This window comes from Arthrobacter sp. D1-17, assembly GCF_054130535.1.
The window spans coordinates 1080327-1104633 of record NZ_CP096382.1; the positions used below are offsets into that span (position 1 = coordinate 1080327).

Genomic DNA, 24307 nt, shown 5'->3' on the forward strand with positions numbered 1-24307 from the left:
AAGCTGCAGTGGTCTTTGAGTTCCGGTGGTTTTAAGCTCCAGTGGTCTTTTCGCCCGCGCCCCCGGCGGCCATCAGTTCAAGCCGCTTAAGGGTCTCGCGGTTGCGGATGGTGATGGCCGGATCCCTCAGCATCTTCGGGACGGCCAGCCCGGGCCCGTGGATGGCGTCCTCAATGATGGAGACGCGGCACTGGGTCCCCTCATCCTCCAAGGTGATCCGCACCTTGGCCTCGCCCATCGGCCATCCCCGGGCGATCAGCTCCAGCGACTTCCCGGGTTCCACCGCGGTCACCTTGGTGCTGTCGTCGATCACGAGCGGCCAGGCGCCGACGGAATGATGCAGGCGTGAGCCAACTTCCGGCCAATGGGCGTCGACGGCGCGGATCCTTGAGGCCCCGACCACCCAGCCCGAGTAAAGCCAGCCGTCGGCAATAATCTTCCACACGTCGGCGGCGGGAGAGTTGAAGGTCTGCGTAACTGTGGCCATCGGTTTCCTCTCGGTCTGCCCAGGCTGGTGCCCGCGCTGGTGCTCAGTCTGGTGCCCGCCCTGTTGCGGGTCATGCCTGGGGGCGGCATCGCGGCCCGCCCGGCGCCGCCGGCCGGAAGAGCGCGGCGTGAGCAGGCGTGGCGTTAGCAGACGCGGCGTCAGTGCCCGGTTTCCGGGAAGATGCGGGGCCGGCCCCCGCGCCGTACGGTATGAATGCTCCCGGAGGCGCCGCGTCCACGGGTAGGTCTCAGCGCTCGGCAACGGGTGTTCGATGGGGTCGAAGCGGTCAGCGGTGTCGTCCTGGCCGGGGGCCGCCCTCAGGTTGAGCGTTCCGGCATGGACCCACCGTCCGCCGGGCCTTGCGAAGGACAGTGCGAGGACCCACTCGCCTTCGGCAAGGGACTCGCGGAAGTCTCCACCGGTCTCCGCGCGGCCTGTGGCCCGGGGCGGCAGGGACAGCGTTCGAAGCCCGAGGAGCACCGGCCCGTCCGCGCCTTTGTAGGGCATGAGGGTGGTGAACTTTGCGGCGCTGACATCCAGTTTCGGGACCAGCAGGAACCGCGCTGGAAAGCCCCAGCCGGTTGTTGCAAAGAGAACGTCACCGCCACTGCCGCCCACGGAACCGCCGGCGGGACCGCCGTCGGAACCAATACCGGGTCCGGACTCCAGGCGCAGTGCAAGGCCCAAGATGTCCGGGAGGGTAGCCGGCAAGCCGATCGAGCGGGAGAAGCGGGCCTGCACCTGGTCGATGCCGGGGGAGTCGAGCCAACTGATGCCGCTCCGCTCGCGAGGCAAACCCGTGGAGGCGGCTGCGTCGCCAAGGCCATGCCGGGTCAGCTCACCGATAAGGCTGATGCCCTTCGGATGGATCGGCCGGTTGGGACGGAGCGCTTTGAGTGCTTTGAAGCCGGCGGCGAAGGCCCGCCCTGCCAAATCCGTTCCCAGACCGGCGGCCCCGCCCGGCCCATGCATCATGCGGCCACGTGTCATGCGGTCGTGCGTCATGCGGTTCCTCCCTCATGGTGTACAAACTTTCGATCACCGTCCCAATAACTACCGGGTCCTAATCATCGCGTCACCACCAGTGTCACATCCGGCCGAACTTGGATCTGACCAGCGCGAACATGCCGTAACAGATAAAACCGGCGCCGATCGCCAGAAGGAGATAAGGGCCATAGGGGTGTTCACGCAGTGCCTTGAGGCTGCCGTCCAGCCCGGTGGACTCCTCCGGAGTGTGCTTGGCTGCCGCGATCACAAACAGGAGCCCCGCAAGGATCAGCGCAATGCCCTTGGCCACATGCCCCATGACGCCGAGGGTATCGATGATGCGGCCGCGGCGGGAGCCGTCGAAATGGAAGAGTTCTTCCTTAAACCGGCGCCGGACCCCTTTCAGGATGAAGTAAATTCCGATCCCCATAATGGTGAGCCCTATGGCGCTTAGTATGACCGTGCCGAACGGTGCGGCCAGCAGCGCAGCGCTGACGTCCCTCGTTGACTCTCCGGAATCGCCGCGCAGTCCGACGGCGAAGCCTCCGAACGTCAAGGCGACGCTGCCGTACGCGACTGACAGGAAGCCGGAGGAGATGTGCTTGCCCACTCGTTCCTTGGTGGGCAGGTGGCGGGCCCGCAGGGTTGCCTCACTCAGTTGCCAGAGAGCCAGGCCGATGCAGGCGGCCATTCCCGCCCACATCAGGGCAGGGCCCCATGCGTTGGCAGCGAGTTGCTCGATAGCACCGGTGGGCTCGGCCTCTCCGGGCTGGCCCAGCGCGAGGGCGATCGCGATGGCCCCCACCACTATATGCAGCAGTGCCATGACGGCGAAGCCGGTACGGGCGAGGACGTCGAGCGTCTTGGTATTCGATACCGCCTCTGCCGCGTCGGCCGCTTCGCCGAGCGGCGCTGCCTTGTCCGTCATGTCCACGCTAGCCGTTCATGGGGCCTTCGGCGTGAACTTTCCCAGCGCCTTCTCCGGTCAGCTTCACCGTGCAGCGGACCACCAGGGAATCAGGTGCAGTGTCTACCTCCACCAAGGCATCGCCGGCGTTGAGCACCATGAAGCCCTCCGAACCCGGCTCCACCCCAAAGCCTCGGGCGGCGGCGGCCTGCCGGGCGTTTTCCAGCGCCTCGCGGCGGAGCCCTTCCAGGTAGCTTTCATCATCTTCGCGGGACCCGTCGCCGAAGGCCCAACCAAACAATGTTCCTGTTGCTTCCATGGCGAAGATCTTACGCGCAAGTCGGAACCTGTTACGGTCTTCCGTAACATTAGTAAGTGTGCTTACCATGTGTAAACCATGTCTTTGGTGCGGCTGCCGCCGAAGGGAAAACCGAAGGCGGCATGGAAGCCGTTAGTCCGGATCCGACCTCTATGTTAGGAAGCACATCATGGCAGGAAATCTACTGGCTCGATCCGTCCACGACCTGACGGCAGCTGCCTGGTTCGGCGGTTCGCTGATGGGCGCCATCGGTTTGAATGGAGCAGCCGCCGAGGCAGAGGACCCGGCGGAGCGTACGCGGCTCTCCAGCCGGGGCTGGATGAAGTGGGCCCCGGTGCAGACCGCAGCGTTTGCGACCCACCTCATCGCTGACCTGTTCATTGCCCTGGAGAACAAGGAACGGATTGCCAAGCAGGACGGCGTGGCCGCTGACACGATCTATAAGACCGCAGTGACATTGGCGGGTGCCGCCGTCACGCTCTATGCCGGCGCTCTGGGCAAGAAAGTTGACAAGCTGGCGGACGAGGGGGCCGAAGGCGCCACCGAACCCCGTCCCGGGGCATCGGAGCAGCTGCAGGCAGCACAGAAGCAGCTGAAGGCTCTGCAGTGGACCATCCCGGCGTTTGCGGCCTGGGTCATTGTGCTGGGAGCCAAGCACGGCGAGATGCAGCGGCCCAAGAACGTTTTCAAGGGCCTCCGCGACCACTGATGCTGTGGGAGCTGATCCTCTGCCGCTTGCTGAGGAGTCAGTGAACGACGACGGCCGGGTCCCCAAGCGGGGACCCGGCCGTTGCCATGTGGCGCCGTTGCCATGTGGCGCCGAAGACTGTGGCGCCGAAGACTGTGGCGCCGAAGACTGTGATGCCACAGGCTCCGGCGCCACAGTTCGCCTAGACAGGCTGGCTGTTCGCCGCAGGAAGGTTTGGATTCATTGGTTCCAGCCGCGGGTCCTCCGCCGTCCAGACCTGGATCACGGCCCATGCCACAGCCGCCAGCGGCACGGACAGGACGGCGCCGATGATGCCGGCCAGGATAGTGCCGGCGGTCAGGGCCATGAGGATGACAAGGGCATGGAGCTGGAGCGCGTTGCCCATGACGATCGGCTGGAGCAGGTCGCCTTCCAGCTGGTTCACTGCGATGACCACGGCGACCACGATCAGCGCCACCACCGGCCCGTTGGCCACCAACGCCACGAGGGCAGCGAGGATGCCGGCAACGGTCGCGCCGACGAGGGGAATAAAGGCCCCCATGAACACGATGATGGCAAGCGGTATGGCCAGAGGCACCTGCATGATCAGCAGTGCGGCACCGATCGCCACGGTGTCCACTAGTGCCACGATTGCGGTGCCGCGGACATAGCCGCCCAGCACCTCCAGGGTGCGGCGGCCCACCCGGCGAAGCTTGGCTTCGCGACGCCCATTGAATGGGCGGAGGAAAAAGTTCCAGATCTTCTCACCGTCCTTCAGGAAGAAGAACAGGATTACCACCATGAGGCTGGCGCCGGCGATGAATTCGGTGACCACGGAGAGCCCGGAGATAGCGCCGGAACGGACCTGGCTGCTGGTGGCGAACTGAATGATGCCTTCCCTCGCCTGGTCCAGCTGGGCCTGGTCCAGGGGGAAGGGCCCGGTGAGCAGGAATTTTTCGAGTTCGTCGAGTCCGGAGGCGGCCTGCTGCACCAGCTCGCTCCATTGGCTGCGCACTGACATCACAATCACTGTGATGACGCCGGCCAGCAGCGCCAGCAAGCCAACGAAAGATATGCCTGTGGCCGCGGCGCCGGGCACGCCCCTGCGGCGGAGCAGGTTCACGAAGGGCCCGATGGCGGCAGCGAGAATCAGCGCAATTAATGTCGGAATCACCAACAGCCGGATCTGCAGGAGGGCGTAGACCGACACGGTGGCGAGGACCAGGATCAGGAGCACCTGCGCGGAACGGATGCCCACGCGGCCCAGGCCGTCGGCCCAGAGTTCGCGGGCAGGCTTTTTTTCATGCTGGGTTTGTGCTGCCAGGGTGGTGTCCGCAGCGGGCTGTTGGTGCTCGTGAGGTAATTCTTGCTCGGACACGTGTGTTGCACGGGCCATGGGAACTCCTAGTCATCAGCGGGCAGTCGGACAGCATCAAGCTCCCCAGTCAGATAGTAAGCCTACTGATGTACTGGATGGCGGCGAAACCCGCACCGGAGGGTAACGGCGAAGCAGTCTCCCTGTGCCCGAACAGTTACTCCCGCAGCCACTTCGCTACTCCCTCAGCCACTCCGCGCAGGAATTGAGGTTGCGGGTCACGCTCAGCACAGCCGCCTCCTCATCATGGGCTTCGATGGCGTCCACGAGAGCGCCGTGTCCTTCGTGCGGCAGACCCTGGAACCCGGGGCGCCGGTGCTGCTTGAGCAGTTCATGGTGGAATACCTCCCCAAAGCTGGCATACAGCTCATGCAGCAGCGGGTTGCCGGAGGCTTGTGCTACACGGTCGTGAAAGCCCCAGTCGGCCCTGGCCCACGCTGCATAGTCGGCCGCCTTCCAGGAAGCGTCGCGGTCGGCGAGGAGCGCGCGGAGGGCGGCGACGTCGTCGGGCCTTGCATGGCGGGCGGCGAGGCGGGCTGCCTGGGTATCCAGTCCCACCCGGACCTCGAGGACGTGCTCGTCGGTGTGGTCCCGGTACAGCCGGCGGGCTGCGCCGGAAATTTCGCTGAGGGCGCGGACATAGGTTCCGTCACCGCGGCGGACCTCGAGCATGCCGCTGTGGGCCAGGGCCTTGACCGCCTCCCGGAGGGTTCCGCGTGAGACGCCGAGCCGGGTCATCAGTTCTGTCTCGGAGGGAATCCGCTGCTGCAGCGGCCACTCACCCGAATGGACCATGGCACGGAGTTTGTCCGTAATTTCATCCGCCAGCGGCTGGCGGTGCGAGGTGCTGAGCGTCATTGCTTCCTAACCCTTCGGTGTGGCGGTGGTCTTGGCGCTGGTTTTGGCAGTGAGATGGTGGGCCACCACGATCTGTGCCAACGCAATCACCACCAGCAAGGCCAGCGGCAACGTCCACCCGCCCGTCGCGCTGTGCAGCAGACCCATTCCGAACGGGCCCACTGTGGCCAGGAGATAACCAGTGGACTGCGCCAGGGTCGAAAGCGCGGTGGTCTCGGCCGTGTTATCGCCGCTGCGGCTGATCATCACCATGACCAGCGGGAAGATGCCGAGCCCGAACCCGAGCAGCACCGCAGGGATCGCGGCAAGGGACAGCGGGAGCAGCAGCAGCGCAGCCATCCCGACGAGCATGGCAATGCTGACGAGGTAAAACGCGGGGCGCAGCATGCCTGGACGGGAACCGATGGCGATCAGCAGCATGCCGGCCGGAACGGAGACCAGTTGCAGGAGCGCGTACAGCAGGCCGCTCTCGGCGGCGCTGAGGCCCATGGTGGTCAGCATGTACGGGAACCAGCTCAGCAGGGCGTAGGCGAGCAGCGCCTGCAGTGTGAATATGGCTGTCAGCAGGGCGCCCTTGCGGGTCCGGAGCAGCGGCCACGGCGAGACGTGACTGACGCCGCGCGCCGCACGGTTGCGGTGCGCCTGCAGCGCCACGGGCAGGAATCCCAGGAAAGCGGAGACGGCGAGAAGCCCAACTGCGCCCACTCCGGCGGACGGCGAACCGAGCAGTTGGGCCAGCGGCACTACGGCCACGGAGGTGACGGTGGCGCCGGTTGTCATGGTTACCGTGTAAAGGCCGGTCATGAGGGAAGTGCGGTGAGCGAAGTGCTCCCGGATGAAGGACGGCATCGCCACGTTGCAGACGGCCAGGCCGGACATCCCGACTACCGTTCCAGCCAGCAGCATGCCGGTGGAGGGGACGCCGCGCAGCAGGAGCCCCGCGGTCAGCATAGCGAGGGCCAGCAGAATCGCTTTCTCCACCCCAAGCCGGCCCGTCAGCCAGGACGTTGCTGCCCCGGCGACGGCGAAGCAGAGCGTCGGGATAGAGGGGATGACGGATGCCACCAGCGGGCCGTAGCCAAGCACGAGCTGAAGGTCATGCAGGAGGGCCGATGCGCCCGTAATTCCCGCACGCAGGTTAAGGCCGATCAGGACCAGCGCCACAATGCTCACGACAATGGCGGCCCGGGACCTGGGCGGGCGGGCGGCAACGAGGGCAGCTGAGGTAACGGAGGCCATTCCTTAAGGTTAGACGTTAGACGTTTGACGTCTAGGGTTTTGTGGCAAACCTCTCGCGGCCCACCTGGCCTAAGAATAGACTCAGGCCAGGGAGTTCCGGGGCCGGATGCCGGTCCCGCTGCGAAAGGATGCCGTACCGGACATGAATCCCGAAGGTCTCGAAGCTGAGAAGAAGTACGACGTCGATCCCGGCGCCGCGCTGCCAGCGCTGCAGAGGATTGCCGGTATCGGGAGGGTGGGGGAGCCGTCCGAGGCCGTGCTCGAAGCGGTGTACTTCGACACGTCCGATTTCGCGCTCGCCGCGCGCCGCATAACCCTGCGCCGCCGGACCGGAGGGGCCGACGCCGGCTGGCACCTCAAACTGGCACCTGAACTCAAGGGGTCCTCTGACGGGGGCACTGACCCGGTGCCTCAGCGCCGGGAGATTCACGCGCCCCTGGGGCAGGCAGACGTTGTTCCTGATCAGTTGCTCGTGCATCTGCACGCTTACCTCCGTGGAGCTGCGGCTGCCCCCGCAGCCAGGCTGAAGACCAGGCGCACCACATATCCCCTGTACGGAGACGACGGCATGCACCTGGCCGATTTTGCCGACGACAGGGTCGAGTCCCAGGCGCTGGGCAGCGGGCTGAAGCAGGAGTGGCGCGAATGGGAACTGGAGCTCGTCCGGGGGAATGTTGACCTTTTCCCGTCCGCGGAGGCGTGTTTCGCCGCCGCAGGCGCCCGGCCGGCATCCCACGAATCCAAACTGGGGCGGGCGCTGGGGGATGCCTGGCCGGAGCGGCAGGACACCGCGCCCGGTGCGGAGGCCGGCGGAAATGCCGGAGCGAAGCAGCCGGGCTCAAAGGCTGCCGGAAAGAAGGAGCCGGCCTCCGACGTCGTCACCGCATACCTCGGTGCGCACATCGCTCAACTTGTGCGCACCGATCCTGCTGTGCGGCTGGAGGAGCCGGACGCGGTGCACCAAATGCGGTCAGCCACGCGGCGGCTGCGCTCGGCCCTGGCCGTGTACCGCAAGCTGTTCGGCGACGCTGCGGTCAGGAGGCTCCGCGATGAGCTCAGATGGCTCGGCCGCATCCTGGGCGCGCCCCGCGATGCGGAGGTGACCCGGGAGCGGATCCTCGCAGGCGTCGGCGCGCTGCCCCCGGAGCAGGCTGATGCCGTGAAAGACCGGTTGGAACGGGAACTGGGCGACCGGTTCGCCGCGGGCTACCGGCGCGTGCAGGAAGTGCTGGTGTCCGAGCGCTATTACCGGCTGCTGGACGACCTCGAGGAATTCCGCGACAATCCGCCGGCCCTTCCCGCGGCTGCCGCGCCCGCGGCCCGGGTCACAGGCAAACGCATCGGGCGCACAATCCGGCGCTTGCGCCGGTCCGCCAAAGCGGCACGCCAGGACAAGGCAGGTCCGGCCCATGACGCGGCCCTGCACCAGGTTCGCAAGGACGCCAAACGGCTGCGGCACGCCGCGGAATCCGCCATCCCGCTTTACGGAAAGCGTGCCGCCAGGCTCGCCGACGCTGCGCACCGGCAGCAGAAGATTTTGGGTGACCACCACGACAGCGTGATGGCGCGGACACTGCTGGGCAAGCTGGCGCGCGGGCCGCAGCAGTCCGAACACGTGAGCGCAGCCTACGCACGCCTGCTCAGGAAAGAGGTAAAGGCCGCCGCCCGCGCCGAAGCCAAGTACCGCAAGGAGCGGCGCAAGGCCCGCAAGCTCCTGAAGCGCGGGGTGGCGTAGCTGGGTTTAGCGCCGTGACCCGAGGCGCGCCACCGCGAGGGCTAACCACAGCTGCACGCGGTCGGCGGTAATGGACGGATCGTAGCCCGTGAGCTCGGTGATCTGGCCCAGCCGGTAGCGGACTGTGTTGCGGTGCAGCGTCAGGGCCTCGGCCACCGCCGCGACAGAGCCGTTGTTGTTCAGGTAGCTCTCAAGCGTGGTCATCAGTTCGGAGCCGTGGGCGGCGTCGAATGTGCGCAGCGGATTCAGCGACTCGTTGGCCATGTCCGCTAGCGGCACGTCCTCGCTTGCCAGCAGCAGCGAGGTCAGGCTGAGCCGCTCGGGCTCATTGACCGGCAAGCCGTGGCTGGCCGCGTCACGCGCCTCGAAGTAGCTCCAGCGCAGGCCGTTGGGCTTGGTGTACGCTCCGCCGATGCCGATGGTCGCGTGGATTCCCGCCTCGGCGAGGTGGTCGCTAAGGCTCCGGGCCAGCGCCGCGGCGCCGCGGCCGTCGTCGGGAATCACCGTGATCAGGTCCTTTCCGACGACGGCGGTCACGGCCTTCTCCAGCGCCCGGGGCAACGATGAGGTGACCAGTTGCTTGTGGTGCGCCTCGGAACCGGCCAGCAGCACCACGTTCTTGCGGGTACTGTTGATGCCCGTTCCCGCAAGGCGGCGGGTCGCTTCGCTCTGGTCCAGGGTCCCGTGGATGACGTCCTCCAGCACCTGGCCGCACAGCGCCCGCTCGGCCTGGCGCTGCTTCACCATGTTGTTTAGCTCCACGCTGATGAGGTTCTGGGCGTAGCCGATGATGCCGGAGTCTTCGAACGGCTGCCTGACCCACAGCGTGCAGGCGTCGCGGCGGCCGGTGGGGATGGGATACGACGCCCACGAGTCGGCCGCCGCCGGCTCGGAGCCGCTGTTGTACAGCTCTGCCGTGAACTGGGTGAGGATGATGTCCGTGCGGAGCATGCCGCCCAGGTGCTTGAGCAGTTCGGCGAGTCCGCCGCCGGTGAGAAGGGCGCGGGCCAGGACCTGGTGACCGGCGATGAGCCGTTCCAGCTTGGCGTAGTGGTCCGCCGACTGGGCATCCGCCACGAGCTTGCTGATGGCGATGAAGGGCGTGGCGTACGGAACCTCGACCACCGGCAGGCCCCACCGGTTCGCTTCAGCCACCAAAGCCGGCGGAACGTCGTCGTGCGTCAGGCCCACGCCGAAACCGATCCCGACTGCGCCGGCGCGCTGGACCTGGCGCACGAAGCGCCGCTGCTCCGGCGCGCTTCGCAGCCGCAGGCCCGTGGTCAGCACGAGCTCGCCGCCATTGAGGAAGCGCTGTGGATCCTCCTGCTCGGCGACGGCGACCCAGTGGATGTCATGGTGGGACGTAGTCTCGGCGAGACCGATTTTCTTGAGTCCAAGGGACTGCACGCCGAGCAGCGCAGCGAGGGAAATTGCCATGATTCCAAGGGTAGCCGGGCGCTGGCCGATCGCACTAAAACTTTCGTACCAAGGTGTGCAGGTGGCTATTCCCCGCATTTGGGGGCCTGGCATAGGCTCGGAGCAGCTGCATCAGATCATTCAGGACGAAAGAGGTTGTACACCGTGGTTCAAACCTTGCAGAACTTCATCAACGGCGAGTTCGAGACGCCTGCCGGAACCGGCCTGCTTGACATCGTGAACCCTGCCACCGGGGAGGTCGTCGCGAAGTCTCCCGTTTCCGATGCGGCGGACGTGGATGCCGCCATGACCGCCGCCAAGGACGCCTTCCGGACCTGGAAGCACACCACCCCGGGCCAGCGACAGCTGATGCTCCTCAAGCTGGCGGACGCCGTTGAGGCCCACAGCGACGAACTGGTTGAGGCGCAGCACCGCAACACCGGGCAGGTGCGCGCGCTCATCGCCTCGGAGGAAGTCGCCGCCGGCGCGGACCAGCTGCGCTTCTTTGCCGGCGCCGCCCGCATCCTTGAAGGCAAGTCCGCGGGGGAGTACTTTGAGGGCCACACCTCCTTTGTGCGCCGCGAGCCGATCGGCGTCGTAGCCCAGGTGGCCCCGTGGAACTACCCGTTCCTCATGGCCATCTGGAAGATCGGCCCCGCGCTCGCCGCTGGCAACACCGTGGTCCTCAAACCCTCCGACACCACGCCCGAATCCACCCTGGTGCTGGCGAAGCTGGCCAAGGACATCTTCCCTGCCGGCGTACTCAACGTCATCCTCGGCACCGGCGAGACCGGCGCGATGATGGTGGAGCACAAGGTCCCCGGACTGGTCTCCATCACCGGCTCCGTCCGTGCCGGCATCGCGGTCGCCTCCGGAGCTGCCAAGGGCCTCAAGCGCGCCCACCTGGAGCTCGGCGGCAAGGCCCCGGCCATCGTCTTCAAGGATGCCGACATCAAGAAGAGTGCCGCTGCTATCGCAGAGTTCGCGTTCTTCAACGCCGGCCAGGACTGCACCGCCATCACCCGTGTGCTGGCCCAGGACTCCGTCCACGACGACCTCGTCGCCGCGATGGTGGAGCACACCAGGACCCTGCATACAGGCTCTCAGAATGACGCCGAGAACTACTTCGGCCCGCTGAACAACGCCAACCACTTCGCAGCGGTCAGCGCCGCCGTCGGGGCGTTGCCGGACTACTGCCGGATCGAGACCGGCGGCCACCGCGCCGGAGACAAGGGCTACTTTTTCGAGCCCACCATCATCACCGGTGCCAAGCAGACCGATGACATCGTGCAGAAGGAAACCTTCGGGCCGGTCATCACCGTGCAGAAGTTCAGTACGGAACAGGAAGCCGTGGAGATGGCGAACGACGTCGACTACGCCCTGGCGTCCAGCGTCTGGACCTCCGACCACGGCACCGCCATGCGGCTCAGCCGCGACCTTGACTTCGGCGCAGTCTGGATCAACACCCACATCCTGCTCACCGCCGAAATGCCCCATGGCGGGTTCAAGCAGTCCGGCTACGGCAAGGACCTCTCCATGTACGGCGTCGAGGACTACACGCGCATCAAGCACGTGATGAGTGCACTCGACTCCTAATAATTTCCTGTTCGAGCCCGTCGAAACCAAGATCCCGACAGGTTCGACCACCTGGCACCGAAAGGCCTTCCCATGACTACCACTGCCAACGAGATCACCTACCGCCTCGAGCAGAAGCGCAACATCCAGGCCGACTTTCCCGGCCCCAAGTCGCTCGCGCTGGCCGAACGCCGCAACGCCGTCGTCGCTGCGGGCGTCGCCTCGGGAGTCCCCGTCTACGTTGCCGATGCGGACGGCGGCATCATCCACGACGTTGACGGCAACTCCTTCATCGACCTCGGCTCAGGCATCGCGGTGACCAGCGTCGGCGCGTCGGATCCCGCCGTCGTCGGTGCCGTGAAAGAAGCCGTGGAGCACTTCACGCACACGTGCTTCATGGTCACGCCCTACGAAGGCTACGTTGCCGTCGCCGAGCAGCTGAACCGCCTGACGCCGGGCGACCACGAGAAGCGTACGGTCCTGTTTAACTCAGGCGCGGAAGCGGTTGAGAACGCCATCAAGGTGGCCCGCCTCGCCACCGGCCGTGACGCCGTCGTCGCCTTTGACCACGCCTACCACGGCCGCACCAACCTCACCATGGCGCTGACCGCCAAGGCGATGCCGTACAAGACCAATTTCGGGCCATTCGCCCCTGAGGTCTACCGCGTGCCCATGAGCTACCCGTACCGGGAGGAGAACCCTGCCATCACGGGAGTCGAGGCTGCAAAGCGCGCCATCACCATGATCGAAAAGCAGATCGGCGGGGACCAGGTTGCCGCGGTCATCATCGAACCCATCCAGGGCGAGGGCGGCTTCATCGTCCCGGCCGAGGGATTCCTCCCCGCGCTGTCCGCATGGGCGAAGGAAAAGGGTATTGTCTTCATCGCCGATGAGGTGCAGTCCGGCTTCTGCCGCACGGGTGAGTGGTTCGCCGTGGACCACGAGGGCGTTGTCCCGGACATCATCACCATGGCCAAGGGCATTGCCGGCGGCATGCCGCTGTCCGCCATCACAGGGCGCGCCGACCTGCTTGACGCCGTCCACCCGGGCGGGCTCGGCGGGACGTACGGAGGCAACCCGGTCGCATGCGCCGCAGCCCTCGCGTCCATCGGTTCCATGGAGGAGTACAACCTCAACGCCCGCGCCAAGCACATCGAGGAGCTGGCCGTCGGCCGGCTTCGTGAGCTTGCGGCCGAGGTTTCGGTGATCGGCGACATCCGCGGCCGCGGCGCGATGCTGGCCATCGAGATCGTCCAGGCCGGCTCCAAGGAGCCCAACCCCGAGCTCACCAAGGCCGTTGCTGCCGCCTGCCTGAAGGAAGGCGTCATCATCCTCACCTGCGGAACCTACGGCAACGTCATCCGCCTGCTCCCGCCGCTGGTCATCAGCGATGAGCTGCTGCTCGACGGCCTCAACGTACTGGCAGCGGCCATCCAGGCCAACGCCTAACCCCACCCCCCACGAGCGCGAACGGGCACTTAAGCCCCCCCAGCCGAGCGCGAACGGACATTTGAGGCCCTCAAAAAGAAGCCAAGCGGGGCATTATCTGCCCGTTCGCGCCGGGTTATCAGCGTGGGGTTATCAGCGCGGGGTTATCAGTGCAGGGTGACCGAGGGTGGAAAGTTCGACGGCGGGCCGGGTACCGAAAGGTGCCCGGCCCGCCGTCGTATGCTCCGGTAGAGTCATCGTCACCACTGCAACCATCGCAGACCGGGGCCGCGCGGAGATCCTGGCGCGCCTGTGTCTGCCTCACCCGAAGAGGGGTTCTGCATGCGATACGTAGTCGGCTACACACCCACCGAGCGCGGCGCGGACGCCGTGGCCCTGGCGACGTCGCTCGCTCTGGCCCAGGGCGCCCACCTGGACCTCGTCTACGTTGTAAAGAAGGGCGCCCCGTACGTGGCCCTGAATCCGGAGGGCAGCAGGGTGAGCGCCGCGGAGCAGGAGGTGCTGACGGCTGAACGGCAGGCGCTGGCCCTCGTACCGCAGGGCCTGTCCGCCACGTTCCATGCCCGGGAAGCCGAGTCCTTTGCCTCCGGCCTGATCGAGGCAGCTGCGCAGCTCCAGGCCGGGCTGATTGTGGTGGGTGCTGCCAGTGCCGGCCTGTTCAAGCGGTACACCGTGGGCAGCGTGGCCAACGCGTTGCTACACGCCTCACCCGTTCCCGTGGCCTTAGCCCCGCGCGGCTATCAGCGGACGGCGCCGATTACCCGCCTGACCCTCGCTGTGGGGCAGCGGGAGGGAGCGGAAGCCGCGATCCGGGCGGCCATCAGTGCCGCCAGGCGCCGCGGGGTGCCGCTGCGGCTGGTGTCCCTTGTGGAGCTGGACGCCGCCGGTGATGCCGGGGAAGCGGTCAACGCCGCGCATATCCATGCCAACACAGTGCTCTCTGATGCCTCCGGCAGAGTGCCCGCCGGCCATGAGGTCAGCGTCGCCGTCGCCCACGGCCGCACTATTGAGGAAGCCATTGACGGCCTTGAATGGGACGACGGCGAGATCATGATTGTCGGTTCCTCGCGCCTTGCGGAGAAGAACCGCATGTTCCTGGGCAGCACCGCCAACAAGGTCCTGCGCGCGCTGCCGGTGCCCATGGTGGTCGTCCCGCGCGACTACGACCGGGTGGATTCGGCCCCCTAGGCTGGGACTTCAGAGCGCAAACGGACACTTAAGGTCCCATTTCTTTGAGGGGCCTAAGTGTCCGTTCGCGCTTCCTGGCGGGCGAGTTTGCGGGCAGCGGAGTTCTTGCGTGCGGCAGCCAGCATGTCGGCCGTCAGCACCAGCAGCGCGAGCCAGACGACGCCGAACCCGATCCACCGTTCCAGTGTCATCGCCTCGCGGAAGACAGCCAGCGCAACAACAAACTGCAGGACGGGTGCGAAGTACTGCAGCAGGCCGATCGTGGTCATCGGCAAGCGGCGGGCGGAGGCGCCGAAGAACAGTAGCGGCACCGCAGTGATGATGCCTGAGGCCGCCAGAAGCCAGAAATGCCCGGCGCCGTTGCTGGTCAGCGTCGCGCTGCCGCTGGCTGCGAGGAAAACCATGGTGGCTGCCGCCAGGGGAGCGAGCACGATGGTCTCGACAGTGAGGCTCGTGATGGCTTCCGCCTTGGGCCCCACTCGCTTCTTGACGAACCCGTACAGCCCGAAGCTGACGGCCAGCGTCAGCGCGATCCACGGCAGCTTACCGTAAGATACGGTCAGGACCGCCACGGCGATAAAGCCGATTCCGACGGCGGCCCACTGCAGCGGCCGAAGCTTTTCCTTCAGGACGAACACGCCGAGCAGGACAGAGACCAGCGGGTTGATGAAGTAGCCCAGCGACGCCTCTACGGCCTGCCCCGTGGTGACCCCGTACGTGTAGGTCAGCCAGTTCACGGCAATCAGTGCCGCGGCGACGGCCAGCGGGCCGAGCACAGAGCGGTTCCGGAAGGCCGCGCCCAGAACCCGCCACGTCCTTGTCACCGTGATCAGCAGGGCACAGAACAGCAGAGACCAGACGACGCGGTTGGCAACGATTTCGACGGCGCCGGCGGGCTGCAGCACGAAGAAGTACAGGGGAAGCATGCCCCACAGCCCGTAAGCCCCGATGCCAAACAGGACGCCCGCCGTCGTGTCCTTATCCACGGCCTTGAGCCCGGCGGGCCTGCCGGATGCAGTCCCGGCAGAACCGGAACCCGGATCCGCCGGGTTCGAACCACCACGCCCGCGCGGCTCAACAGGAGGCGGGGCTGAAGCAGGGACAGCGGAGGAGATTGATCCGTCGGGCGTAGGCACAAGGGCGATAACGCCCCGCGGCTCCGGGGTATTCCGCCGGCCAGGATGAGTTATGGCGTTAATCGCAGAATTAGTCAGTAGGCTTGCCATTATGAGCAGGAACAATGCGGCAGGTGTTGCTCGATGAGGCTGCGCCACAGCAACGCCTCGGGGCGCGGTTACCGCCGGGTGCGGGCCGGCAAGGGCTTTAGCTACCGGGACCTTGACGGCTCAACGCTGCCGCCGGGACCGGTGAGGGACCGGCTGGAAAGCATCGGCATCCCGCCGGCTTGGACCGACGTGTGGATTGCCCCGTTCGAGAACGGCCATATTCAGGCGACAGGCGTGGATGCGGTGGGGCGACGGCAGTACATCTACCACCCCGAATGGCGGGAGCGGAAAGACCGGCTGAAGTTTGACCGCGCGCTCCAGCTCGCGGAGTCCCTGCCGTCTGCGCGCCGGATGGTGACCATGGACCTGAGGAGCGAGGGCCTCACGCGGGAACGCGTTCTGGCCGGCGCGTTCCGGATGCTCGACTCCGGCTCGCTGCGCGTTGGCTCCGAGCGGTACACAAATGAGAACGGCAGCCATGGCCTAGCCACCCTGTTGTGCGCCCACGTGCAGGTCCGCAAGAACCGGCTGCGGCTCAGTTTTCCCGCCAAGAGCGGCAAGAACTGGGAATCGGAAATCGTTGACGACGACCTCGCGGCCCTGGTCCGTGTCCTGAAGCGGCGCGGGGGCAACGCCCGGCTGCTGGCGTACAAAAACGGCCGCAGCTGGCATCCCGTGACCAGCGCGGACATCAACAGCTACGTCAAGGAGCGGACGGGATCGGACTTCACCGCCAAGGACTTCCGAACTCTCCGCGGAACCATTGCAGCAGCGGTAAGCCTGGCCCGCAGCGGCCCGCAAAAAACCGTGTCGAAGAGGAAGCGTGCCATCAGCGTCGCCATGATAGAGGCCGCGGCGGTGCTGGGTAACACGCCGTCAATTGCACGCAAAAGCTATGTGGACCCCCGGCTGCTCGACCACTTCGCGGCCGGAGAAACCATCGACCCCAAACGGCTGGACTCCGCCGAATCGGAACTGCGGGCGCTCCTGTACCGCGAAGGCAAAGTGGTGGCCCTGCGGAAAAGCAGCTGAGCGGCAGCGCGACAATTAGAATTGGAAACTGCGCGCAGAAGGCGCAGCTCCGTACCAGAAGGGCTACCGGTGTCCACTACAGCTGAATCCGCTTCCCAGAGGCCACTCCGCGTCGCTATCGTCGGTGCCGGGCCTGCCGGTGTCTATGCAGCGGACATCCTGACCAAATCCAATGAGGTGAAGGGCGGGGATTTCGAGGTCAGCATCGACCTCTTCGAGGCCTACCCTGCGCCGTACGGACTGATCCGTTACGGCGTCGCCCCGGACCATCCCCGCATCAAGGGCATCGTCAACGCGCTGCATAAAGTCCTGGACCGCGGCGACATCCGCTTCCTCGGCAACGTCACCTATGGCCGGGACCTGACCCTGCACGATTTCCGGTCCTTCTACGACGCCGTGATTTTTTCCACCGGTGCCATCAAGGACGCCGACCTGGACATCCCCGGGATCGATCTCGAGGGGTCCTTTGGCGCCGCGGACTTCGTGTCCTGGTACGACGGCCACCCGGACGTGCCCCGTGACTGGCCACTTGATGCGAAGGAAGTTGCGGTGATCGGCAACGGCAACGTGGCCCTGGACGTGGCTCGGATGCTCGTGAAGCACGCCGACGAACTCCTGGTCACCGAGATACCGGACAACGTCTACCGGGGACTGAAGAATTCGCCGGTCACCGACGTCCACGTTTTTGGCCGCCGCGGCCCAGCCCAGGTCAAGTTCACGCCTTTGGAGCTGCGCGAACTCAGTCATGCCCGCGACGTGGACATCGTGCTCTACCCGGAGGATTTCGAGTTCGATGAAGCCTCGGACGAGGCCATCCGCAGCAACAACCAGATCAAGACCATGGTGAACACCCTCACCAACTGGCTCGTGGAGGAGCATGCCGAAGCGGAGCAGCCGTCTTCCCGCCGCCTTCACCTGCACTTCCTGCACAGCCCGGTTGAGATTTTCGACGACGGCGGGTCCGGCAAGGTTGCCGGCATCAAGTTTGAACGCATGCACCTGGACGGCACCGGGAACGTCAAGGGCACCGGTGATTTCATCGACTATCCAGTGCAGGCCGTGTACCGCGCCATTGGCTATCACGGATCCCCGTTGGATGAATTGGAGTACGACGCCAAGCGCGGCGTGATTCCCAACGAGGGCGGCCGTGTTTTGGATGCCGAAGGCAGGCCCGTCCCGGGCATCTATGCCACGGGCTGGATCAAGCGCGGGCCGGTCGGCCTGATCGGCCACACGAAGGGTGACGCCCTGGAAACGATCGGGTTCCTCCTCGAGGACAGGCTGACCCTGCCGCCCGCAAAGAATCCTGACCCGCAGGCGATCATCGAGCTGCTGGAGGAGCGCGGCATCGAGTACACCACGTGGGAGGGCTGGAACAAGCTCAACGCGCATGAAGCAGCACTCGGTGCGGCGTGGTCGGAATCCACGGCGGCGGACGGCGTCGTGCGTGAACGCATCAAAGTGGTGCCGCGCGAGGAAATGATCGCGATCTCCCGCCCGTGACAACGTCAAGCACAGCCCGAACGGACAGTTGAGGCCCCCGCAGCTGGGGCTACAACTGTCCGTTCGCGCTTAGGGCCCACCTTACGGTGGACGTGGTGCCCGGCAGGGGGCGGATTCTTGATGGAGGCACCCGAGGGGAAGTAATTCCTGATTCGCTCCACCCTGTTGGACTGGCGGGCCTAGCCCCCAGGATCCGTACAGGCCCCTGCAAGAAATCCGCCGCAAAATTTCATGAATATGACGCCCGGGTGGGGCCCCAGACAAGCGGCCCTCACCCGGGCTTTTGCATGTTTCCTACGCGATTGGGAACCCCCAATTTGGGTGGCGCCGCGGGCCAGCCGGCTGTCCCCCCAAGGTTTTCACGGGCCGTCCCACGCACGATGGCAAGCGTTACATCCCTCCTAGCGGCAGGTGCGCCATGAAACTCTCAGCCTGGAAGTCAGACGGGGGCGCGGATCACAACAGATCCGGAGCCCCCACGGATCCACCATTGAACCGGCGGGAACGCCGCAACAAACGACGTAGCCGGCCGGTGTCCTTCCGGCTGATTGCGGCTGTAACGACCCTCGCGCTGCCGGCGGCAATGGGGCTTCCGGTGGTCGCTGCGAACGCCGTGCAGGCTCCGGAAGGAGCGGGCTTCAACGTCACCCCCTCAGATCTCTCATTCATCCTGCAGCAGATCAAGATCGCCGAGAAGCACGTGGCGGACACGACTTTTGAGACCGGCCCCTGCGGCGCGCTGAAGAACCAGCTCGCGAGCCCGATGCTATCGCTCGGGCTGCGCACCGTCGACGGAAGCTGCAACCACCTCGAGCCCGGACAGGACAACTACGGCGCCGCGGACCAGGTCTTCCCGCGCCTCGCCACCCCCACGTACAAAGCTGCCGAAAACGCGATGCGCGATCCATCGGTGGAGTCGACGTACGCCCAAAAGAAGGGCGACGTGTATGACTCGCAGCCGCGAGTCATCAGCAACCTGATCGCCGACCAGACCTCCACCAACCCGGCAGCAGTCTCAGCAGCCGGCAACCCCGTGCGGAGCCAGAACAATGAGGGTGTAGTCCCCTGCAAAACGGATCCCGATCCGCTGGCCGAGCCGCCCGTTGCCGCCGATCCGGCTGATTGCGTTCCGTCCTACAGCACCCTGTTCATCCCGAACATCACCACCGACGTCGGTCTCTCGCCGCCGTACAACTCCCTCTTCACCCTGTTCGGCCAGTTCTTCGACCACGGCATCGACCAGACGGTGAAGGGCGGCGGATCAGTCTATGTTCCGCTGAAGGCCGATGACCCGCTGATCGCGGGGCCGAACCATAAATTCGACGACGATCCGGCGACAACCACGGTTGAGGGGGTCGATAACCCCGCAACGCGTGACGTTGTGGAGGGCGATGACCTGCCCGTGCACATGCGCTTCATGGCCCTTACCCGCGGTTTGAACCAGCCGGGGGCAGACGGCATCCTGGGCGACGACCCTAAGACAGCTGACGTGGACGAAAGCAAGGATGACGTCCAGGACGCGCTTAACACCGATTCCCCCTGGGTGGACCAGAGCCAGACGTACGCCTCCCACCCCTCCCACCAGGTATTCCTGCGGGAGTATGTCAAGGACGCCACCGGAAAGCCGAGCGCCACCGGCAAGCTCCTGGGCGGCCCTGTAGGCCCCGGCGAAGATGGCATGGCCACATGGGCTGTGACCAAGCAGCAGGCCAAGGATGTCCTGGGAATCCGGCTGGAGGACAAGGACGCCCTGAACGTCCCGATGCTCAAGGTCGACCTGTACGGCAACTTTATCCCCGGGCCGGCTCGCGGCTTGCCAGTGTTCATGACCGCCAGCGGCGAGGTCGAGGCCAATCCGGCTGACAACGGCGGGACGGGAACCCTTGTTCCCTCCGACGTGCGGTACTTCAACACCCCGTTCCTGACGGACATCGCGCATAACGCCGATCCGTCACCGAAGGACCTCGATCACAACCCGGCCACAGCCCCCGTGGCCCCTACCAAGGACACCGACACCACTGCCTCTGCCGATTTCGCGAAGCAGCCACGGGGAACCTACGACGACGAGATGCTGAATGCGCACTTCATCGCCGGTGACGGCCGCGTCAACGAAAACATCGGCCTCACCGCCATCCACCAGGTGTTCCACTCAGAGCACGACCGCCTGGTTGACGACATCAACGCCACGCTGGCCAAGCCGGAAAATGAGTCCTTGCTGGCAGAGTACAAGGCCGTCGGCGACGCTACCTTCGACTTCGGCGAACGCCTCTTCCAAGCAGCCCGTTTCATCACGGAGATGGAGTACCAGCACCTGGTCTTCGAAGAGTTTGCCCGCAAGATCCAGCCGCTGATCAACCCCTTCCAGCCGTTCGCCTTCACCCAGACGGACATCAACCCCGCAGTTAAGGCTGAATTTGCGCATGCCGTGTACCGGTTCGGCCACTCGATGCTTACCGAGACGATCTCGCGGCGGAACGAGGACAAGCCCGGAACGGACACGATTCACGGAACGTCCGATGATATCCGCGGTTCCCAGAACGACATTTCCCTGCTTGAGGGCTTCCTCAACCCGCCGGCCTACACCGACGGCGGCGATGCCGGAGCTCTGACTTCAAAAGAGGCAGCCGGCAGCATCGTGATGGGCATGTCTGACCAGGTAGGCAATGAGCTGGACGAGTTCGTCACGGACACGCTTCGGAACAACCTGCTGGGACTTCCCCTGGACCTTGCCGCGATCAACATGACGCGGGCCAGGTCTGAAGGCGTGCCAACGCTGAATAATTTCCGGAAGGAACTGCACGCCAAGACCAACGACGGCCAGCTCAAGCCGTACGTCAACTGGATTGACTTCGGGGAAAACCTCAAGCACCCGGAATCCCTGATCAACTTTGTTGCCGCCTACGGCAAGCACCCCACGATCCTCACGGACGCCGGAGCGGACAACGCTGTGGGCACGGCGGACGACAAGCCAGCGTCGCTGAAGTCACGCCGGGACGCAGCACGTGCCATCGTCAACCCGGACACCGCGGCAGGGGATGTTGCTCCGGCAGACGCTGCTGCCTTCATGAACAGCGTCGGCGAGACCTGGTCGGACAAAGAGGGGCACTCGCAGACCGGACTGGACGACGTGGAGCTGTGGATGGGCGGGCTCGCGGAACGCACCAACATGTTCGGCGGCCTGCTGGGCAGCACCTTCAACTTCGTCTTCGAACAGCAGCTGACGGAGCTCCAGAACGGCGACCGGTTCTACTACCTGGCACGCACGCCCGGCATGAACCTTCGTGCACAGCTCGAAGGCAACTCCTTCGCCGAGCTCGTGATGCGCAACACCAACGCCCAGGCGCTTAAGGCGGACGCCTTCGCGACTGCCGACTGCAAGTTCGAACTGAAGAACCTGGCCGGCACGCGTGACGGCTTCAACAGCTTCGGCAACACAGTCGCCGACGACACGGCCTCGGACTGCAACGAGAGCAAGGTCCTGATCCGCATGCCCGACGGCACCATCAAGTACCGGATGACCAACACGGTTGACCCCTCGGGCATCAATGGCCAAAGCGTCTTCAACGGTACCTTCAATGCTGACCGCGCCTACGGCGGCAACGACAACGACACCTTCTGGGGCGGCGAAGGAAACGACGTCTTCGAGGGCGGCGACGGAGCCGACGTCGCACTGGGCGGCGAAGGCGATGACATCATCACCGATATCGCCGGTGACGACGTGCACAAGGGCGGACCCGGCAACGACGCGATCGACGCCGGACCCGGACTCGACATCATCATGGGCGGCGACGGCAGCGACTTTACCAACGGCGGAGCCAACTTCAACGAAACGTTCCTGGGTGAAGGCAACGACTTCGCCATCGCCGGACAGGGTGAAGATGTTGTCTTCGGCGACGGCGGCGACGACTGGCAGGAAGGCGGTGACGAGCCGGACCTCATGATCGGTGACTCCAGCAACCTCTTCTTCCTGGACGACTCGCAGAAGCCGGGCCACGACATCCTCATCGGCCAGGGCGGCGACGATGACTACGACATGGAGGGCGGCGACGACATCGGCCTTGCAGGTCCGGGCATCGAAAAGATCGCCGGCGCGTCGGGCTACGACTGGGAGATCGGCCTGCACGATCCGCAGCCGCAGGACGCCGACCTCGATCTGCCCATCCTGCCGCTGGACATCCTCGCCGTTGGCGTCCGCGACAGGTACAACGAAGTCGAGGCACTCTCCGGGGGCCCGCTCAACGACAAGCTCCGCGGCGATGACATCATCCCGAGCCAGCGCGGCGGCGGCGGCTTCATCGGCTGCAACGTCTTGGATGTGCACGGCGTCAACCGTATTGCCGGGCTCAACGAGTTGGTCCCGGATACAGCACGGACCACACCGATCGCGGACGTGATCGCAGCTTCGGCATCGAAGGACTGCCCGATTCTGGACAAGTCCGAGAACGCCATGGCCTGGGGAGCAGGCAACATCCTCCTCGGCGGCGGCGGCAGTGACATCCTGGAAGGACGCGGCGGCAACGACATCATCGATGGTGACCGTTATCTCAGTGTCCGGCTCAGCGTCCGTAACGACACCGGCGCAGAGATCGGCAGCGCCAGCGGAATGAATGTCCAGTACCTCAAGAACGAGGCCGGAGCCCTGACAGGCGCGACCCTCCAGGCGGATGTTTTCGCCGGCAAGGTCAATCCAGGCAACATCGTGGTGGTGAGGGAGATCCTCACAGCCAGTGGCGCCGGCGACAAGGCCGTTTTCTCCGACATCGAGGCCAACTACACCGTTACCGAAAGCAACGGCGTGACCACGGTGACGCACAACAACGCGGGTCCCGACGGAACCGACACCCTTCGGAACATTGAAACCCTGGTCTTCGCGGACTCCGTGGCACCGAGTGCACCCACCGGTGTTAGGGCAACTGCCGGGAATGCTTCGGCAACGGTGAACTTCAGTGCTGCCGAAACCGGCGGCATCACGGAGGGCTTCACCATCCGGGTACTGAACGCGGATGGGACACCCACCGGTGGGACAGCACAGGCAGAGGGGGATGCCACCAGCGTGGTCATCACCGGCCTGCCCAACGGCACCGCGGTTAAGTTCGAGGTCAAGGCCACGAACGTGCACGGCGAGAGCACGGCAGTAGTCACCAATACGGTCACCCCAGCAGTGCCGGTGCTGGTGACCGCCGTCCCGACCATAACGGGAACGCCTGTCGTAGGCGCCGTCCTGCAGGCCAATACCGGTATCTGGGGACCTGCTCCGGTGACGCTGACGTACCAGTGGTTGGCCGATGGCGTCGCGATCAGCGGAGCCACGGCATCGAGCTACACCCTGAAGGCGGGTGATGCGGGCAAGGCCGTGACCGTCCGGGTAACCGGCACCAAAACCGGCTATGTAACGGCCTCCCAGACATCGGCGGCAGTTACGCCAGCCAACGTTGTGGGCCTCTTGACCGCGCTGCACGACTTCAACAGTGACGGCAACGCCGATCTGCTGGCCAGGGATTCGAGCGGTGTGCTCTGGACCTACATCGGCGATGCATCGGGCGCCTTCCCGGCCCGCATCAGGGCCGGCGGCGGCTGGAACATCATGAACGCCATCAGCGCCGCAGGCGACATGAACGGTGACGGCAGGGCTGACCTGCTGGCCCGGGATACGAGTGGCGTCCTGTGGTCCTACCTGGGCGACGGTTCCGGTACATTCCCGACCCGCACCAGGGTCGGCGGCGGCTGGAACATCATAAACGCCATCACCGCCTCAGGTGACGTGAACGGTGACGGCAGGGCTGACCTGCTGGCCCGGGACACCAGTGGCGTGTTGTGGTCCTACCTGGGCAACGGTTCCGGCACGTTCCCGACACGGGTCCGTGTCGGCGCAGGTTGGGGCGTCATGAACGCCATCAGTGCCATTCGGGACGTGAACGGTGACGGCCGGAACGACCTGCTGGCCAGGGATACGAGCGGTGTGTTGTGGTCCTACCTGGGCAATGGTTCCGGGACGTTCCCGACACGGGTCCGTGTGGGCGCCGGTTGGGGCGTCATGAACGTCATCAGCGGAACCGGCGACGTGAACGGTGACGGAAGAGCCGACCTGGTGGCCAGGGATTCCAGTGGTGTGCTGTGGTCCTACCTGGGCAACGGCACTGGCGTCTTCCCGACCCGGAGTTCGGCCGGCGGGGGATGGAACACCATGACCGCCATCAGCTAGCCGCTGAGGAACTGCTGCCCGGCTCCCATCCTGGACCTGGGCGGCGGTTCCGGCATCAGCTTCCCGGCTGGTGCCCCCGGACACCACGCCCGGGCCTTCACAACACCGCGCAGCCGCAGCG

General features: G+C 65.5%; 16 protein-coding genes. 8 read left to right on the forward strand and 8 right to left on the reverse strand.

Annotation, left to right across the window (positions count from 1 at the left end):
• Positions 1–31: 31 nt before the first annotated feature.
• The 3 genes from M1E01_RS05055 to M1E01_RS05065 all read right to left on the reverse strand — a co-directional run bounded on the left by M1E01_RS05055 (position 32) and on the right by M1E01_RS05065 (position 2700).
• Positions 32–1492, reverse strand: a complete 1461-nt coding sequence (locus tag M1E01_RS05055) for an SRPBCC family protein (protein ID WP_457974016.1) — start codon at positions 1490–1492, stop codon at positions 32–34.
• A gap of 82 nt (positions 1493–1574) precedes the next feature.
• Positions 1575–2402 (reverse strand): DUF1206 domain-containing protein, encoded by an 828-nt coding sequence (locus M1E01_RS05060; protein WP_457974017.1) that lies wholly within the window; start codon positions 2400–2402, stop codon positions 1575–1577.
• A 7-nt stretch (positions 2403–2409) separates the two neighbouring features.
• Positions 2410–2700: a hypothetical protein gene (locus M1E01_RS05065; protein ID WP_457974018.1), complete on the reverse strand. Its 291-nt coding sequence runs from the start codon at positions 2698–2700 to the stop codon at positions 2410–2412.
• A gap of 169 nt (positions 2701–2869) precedes the next feature.
• Between M1E01_RS05065 and M1E01_RS05070 the strand changes: the two genes are divergently transcribed.
• Positions 2870–3409 (forward strand): hypothetical protein, encoded by a 540-nt coding sequence (locus tag M1E01_RS05070; RefSeq protein ID WP_457974019.1) that lies wholly within the window; start codon positions 2870–2872, stop codon positions 3407–3409.
• 181 nt (positions 3410–3590) lie between these two features.
• Here the strand turns inward: M1E01_RS05070 and M1E01_RS05075 are convergent, their stop codons facing one another.
• The 3 genes from M1E01_RS05075 to M1E01_RS05085 all read right to left on the reverse strand — a co-directional run bounded on the left by M1E01_RS05075 (position 3591) and on the right by M1E01_RS05085 (position 6860).
• Complete coding sequence (locus M1E01_RS05075; protein WP_457974020.1) at positions 3591–4784, reverse strand: AI-2E family transporter; 1194 nt, start codon at positions 4782–4784, stop codon at positions 3591–3593.
• Positions 4785–4940: 156 nt separating this feature from the next.
• Entirely contained in the window at positions 4941–5621 is a 681-nt protein-coding gene (locus tag M1E01_RS05080; protein WP_457974021.1) for a FadR/GntR family transcriptional regulator, read from the reverse strand.
• 6 nt (positions 5622–5627) lie between these two features.
• The gene (locus M1E01_RS05085; protein WP_457974022.1) at positions 5628–6860 is read right to left on the reverse strand and encodes an MFS transporter; all 1233 of its coding nucleotides are present in this window, start codon (positions 6858–6860) and stop codon (positions 5628–5630) included.
• A gap of 142 nt (positions 6861–7002) precedes the next feature.
• Between M1E01_RS05085 and M1E01_RS05090 the strand changes: the two genes are divergently transcribed.
• Positions 7003–8595: a CYTH and CHAD domain-containing protein gene (locus M1E01_RS05090; RefSeq protein ID WP_457974023.1), complete on the forward strand. Its 1593-nt coding sequence runs from the start codon at positions 7003–7005 to the stop codon at positions 8593–8595.
• Positions 8596–8601: 6 nt separating this feature from the next.
• Here the strand turns inward: M1E01_RS05090 and M1E01_RS05095 are convergent, their stop codons facing one another.
• Complete coding sequence (locus M1E01_RS05095) at positions 8602–10032, reverse strand: PucR family transcriptional regulator (RefSeq protein WP_457974024.1); 1431 nt, start codon at positions 10030–10032, stop codon at positions 8602–8604.
• Between the two features lie 144 nt (positions 10033–10176).
• Here M1E01_RS05095 and M1E01_RS05100 point away from each other — a divergent pair, with 144 nt between their 5' ends.
• From M1E01_RS05100 to M1E01_RS05110, 3 genes are all read left to right on the forward strand, one after another.
• Positions 10177–11607, forward strand: coding sequence for a gamma-aminobutyraldehyde dehydrogenase (locus M1E01_RS05100; RefSeq protein ID WP_457974025.1), 1431 nt, complete (start codon positions 10177–10179; stop codon positions 11605–11607).
• Between the two features lie 72 nt (positions 11608–11679).
• Positions 11680–13035, forward strand: coding sequence for a 4-aminobutyrate--2-oxoglutarate transaminase (gene gabT, locus M1E01_RS05105; RefSeq protein WP_457974026.1), 1356 nt, complete (start codon positions 11680–11682; stop codon positions 13033–13035).
• Between the two features lie 321 nt (positions 13036–13356).
• Positions 13357–14223, forward strand: a complete 867-nt coding sequence (locus M1E01_RS05110; protein ID WP_457974027.1) for a universal stress protein — start codon at positions 13357–13359, stop codon at positions 14221–14223.
• A 53-nt stretch (positions 14224–14276) separates the two neighbouring features.
• Here the strand turns inward: M1E01_RS05110 and rarD are convergent, their stop codons facing one another.
• On the reverse strand, positions 14277–15209 hold the full coding sequence (gene rarD, locus M1E01_RS05115) for an EamA family transporter RarD (protein ID WP_457974028.1): 933 nt from the start codon (positions 15207–15209) through the stop codon (positions 14277–14279).
• Positions 15210–15482: 273 nt separating this feature from the next.
• Between rarD and M1E01_RS05120 the strand changes: the two genes are divergently transcribed.
• The 3 genes from M1E01_RS05120 to M1E01_RS05130 all read left to right on the forward strand — a co-directional run bounded on the left by M1E01_RS05120 (position 15483) and on the right by M1E01_RS05130 (position 24186).
• A complete protein-coding gene (locus M1E01_RS05120; RefSeq protein WP_457974029.1) occupies positions 15483–16481 on the forward strand; it encodes a DNA topoisomerase IB in 999 nt (332 codons plus the stop codon).
• Between the two features lie 69 nt (positions 16482–16550).
• The gene (locus tag M1E01_RS05125; protein ID WP_457974030.1) at positions 16551–17984 is read left to right on the forward strand and encodes an FAD-dependent oxidoreductase; all 1434 of its coding nucleotides are present in this window, start codon (positions 16551–16553) and stop codon (positions 17982–17984) included.
• Positions 17985–18567: 583 nt separating this feature from the next.
• Positions 18568–24186 (forward strand): peroxidase family protein, encoded by a 5619-nt coding sequence (locus tag M1E01_RS05130; protein ID WP_457974871.1) that lies wholly within the window; start codon positions 18568–18570, stop codon positions 24184–24186.
• The last annotated feature ends 121 nt before the right edge of the window (positions 24187–24307 follow it).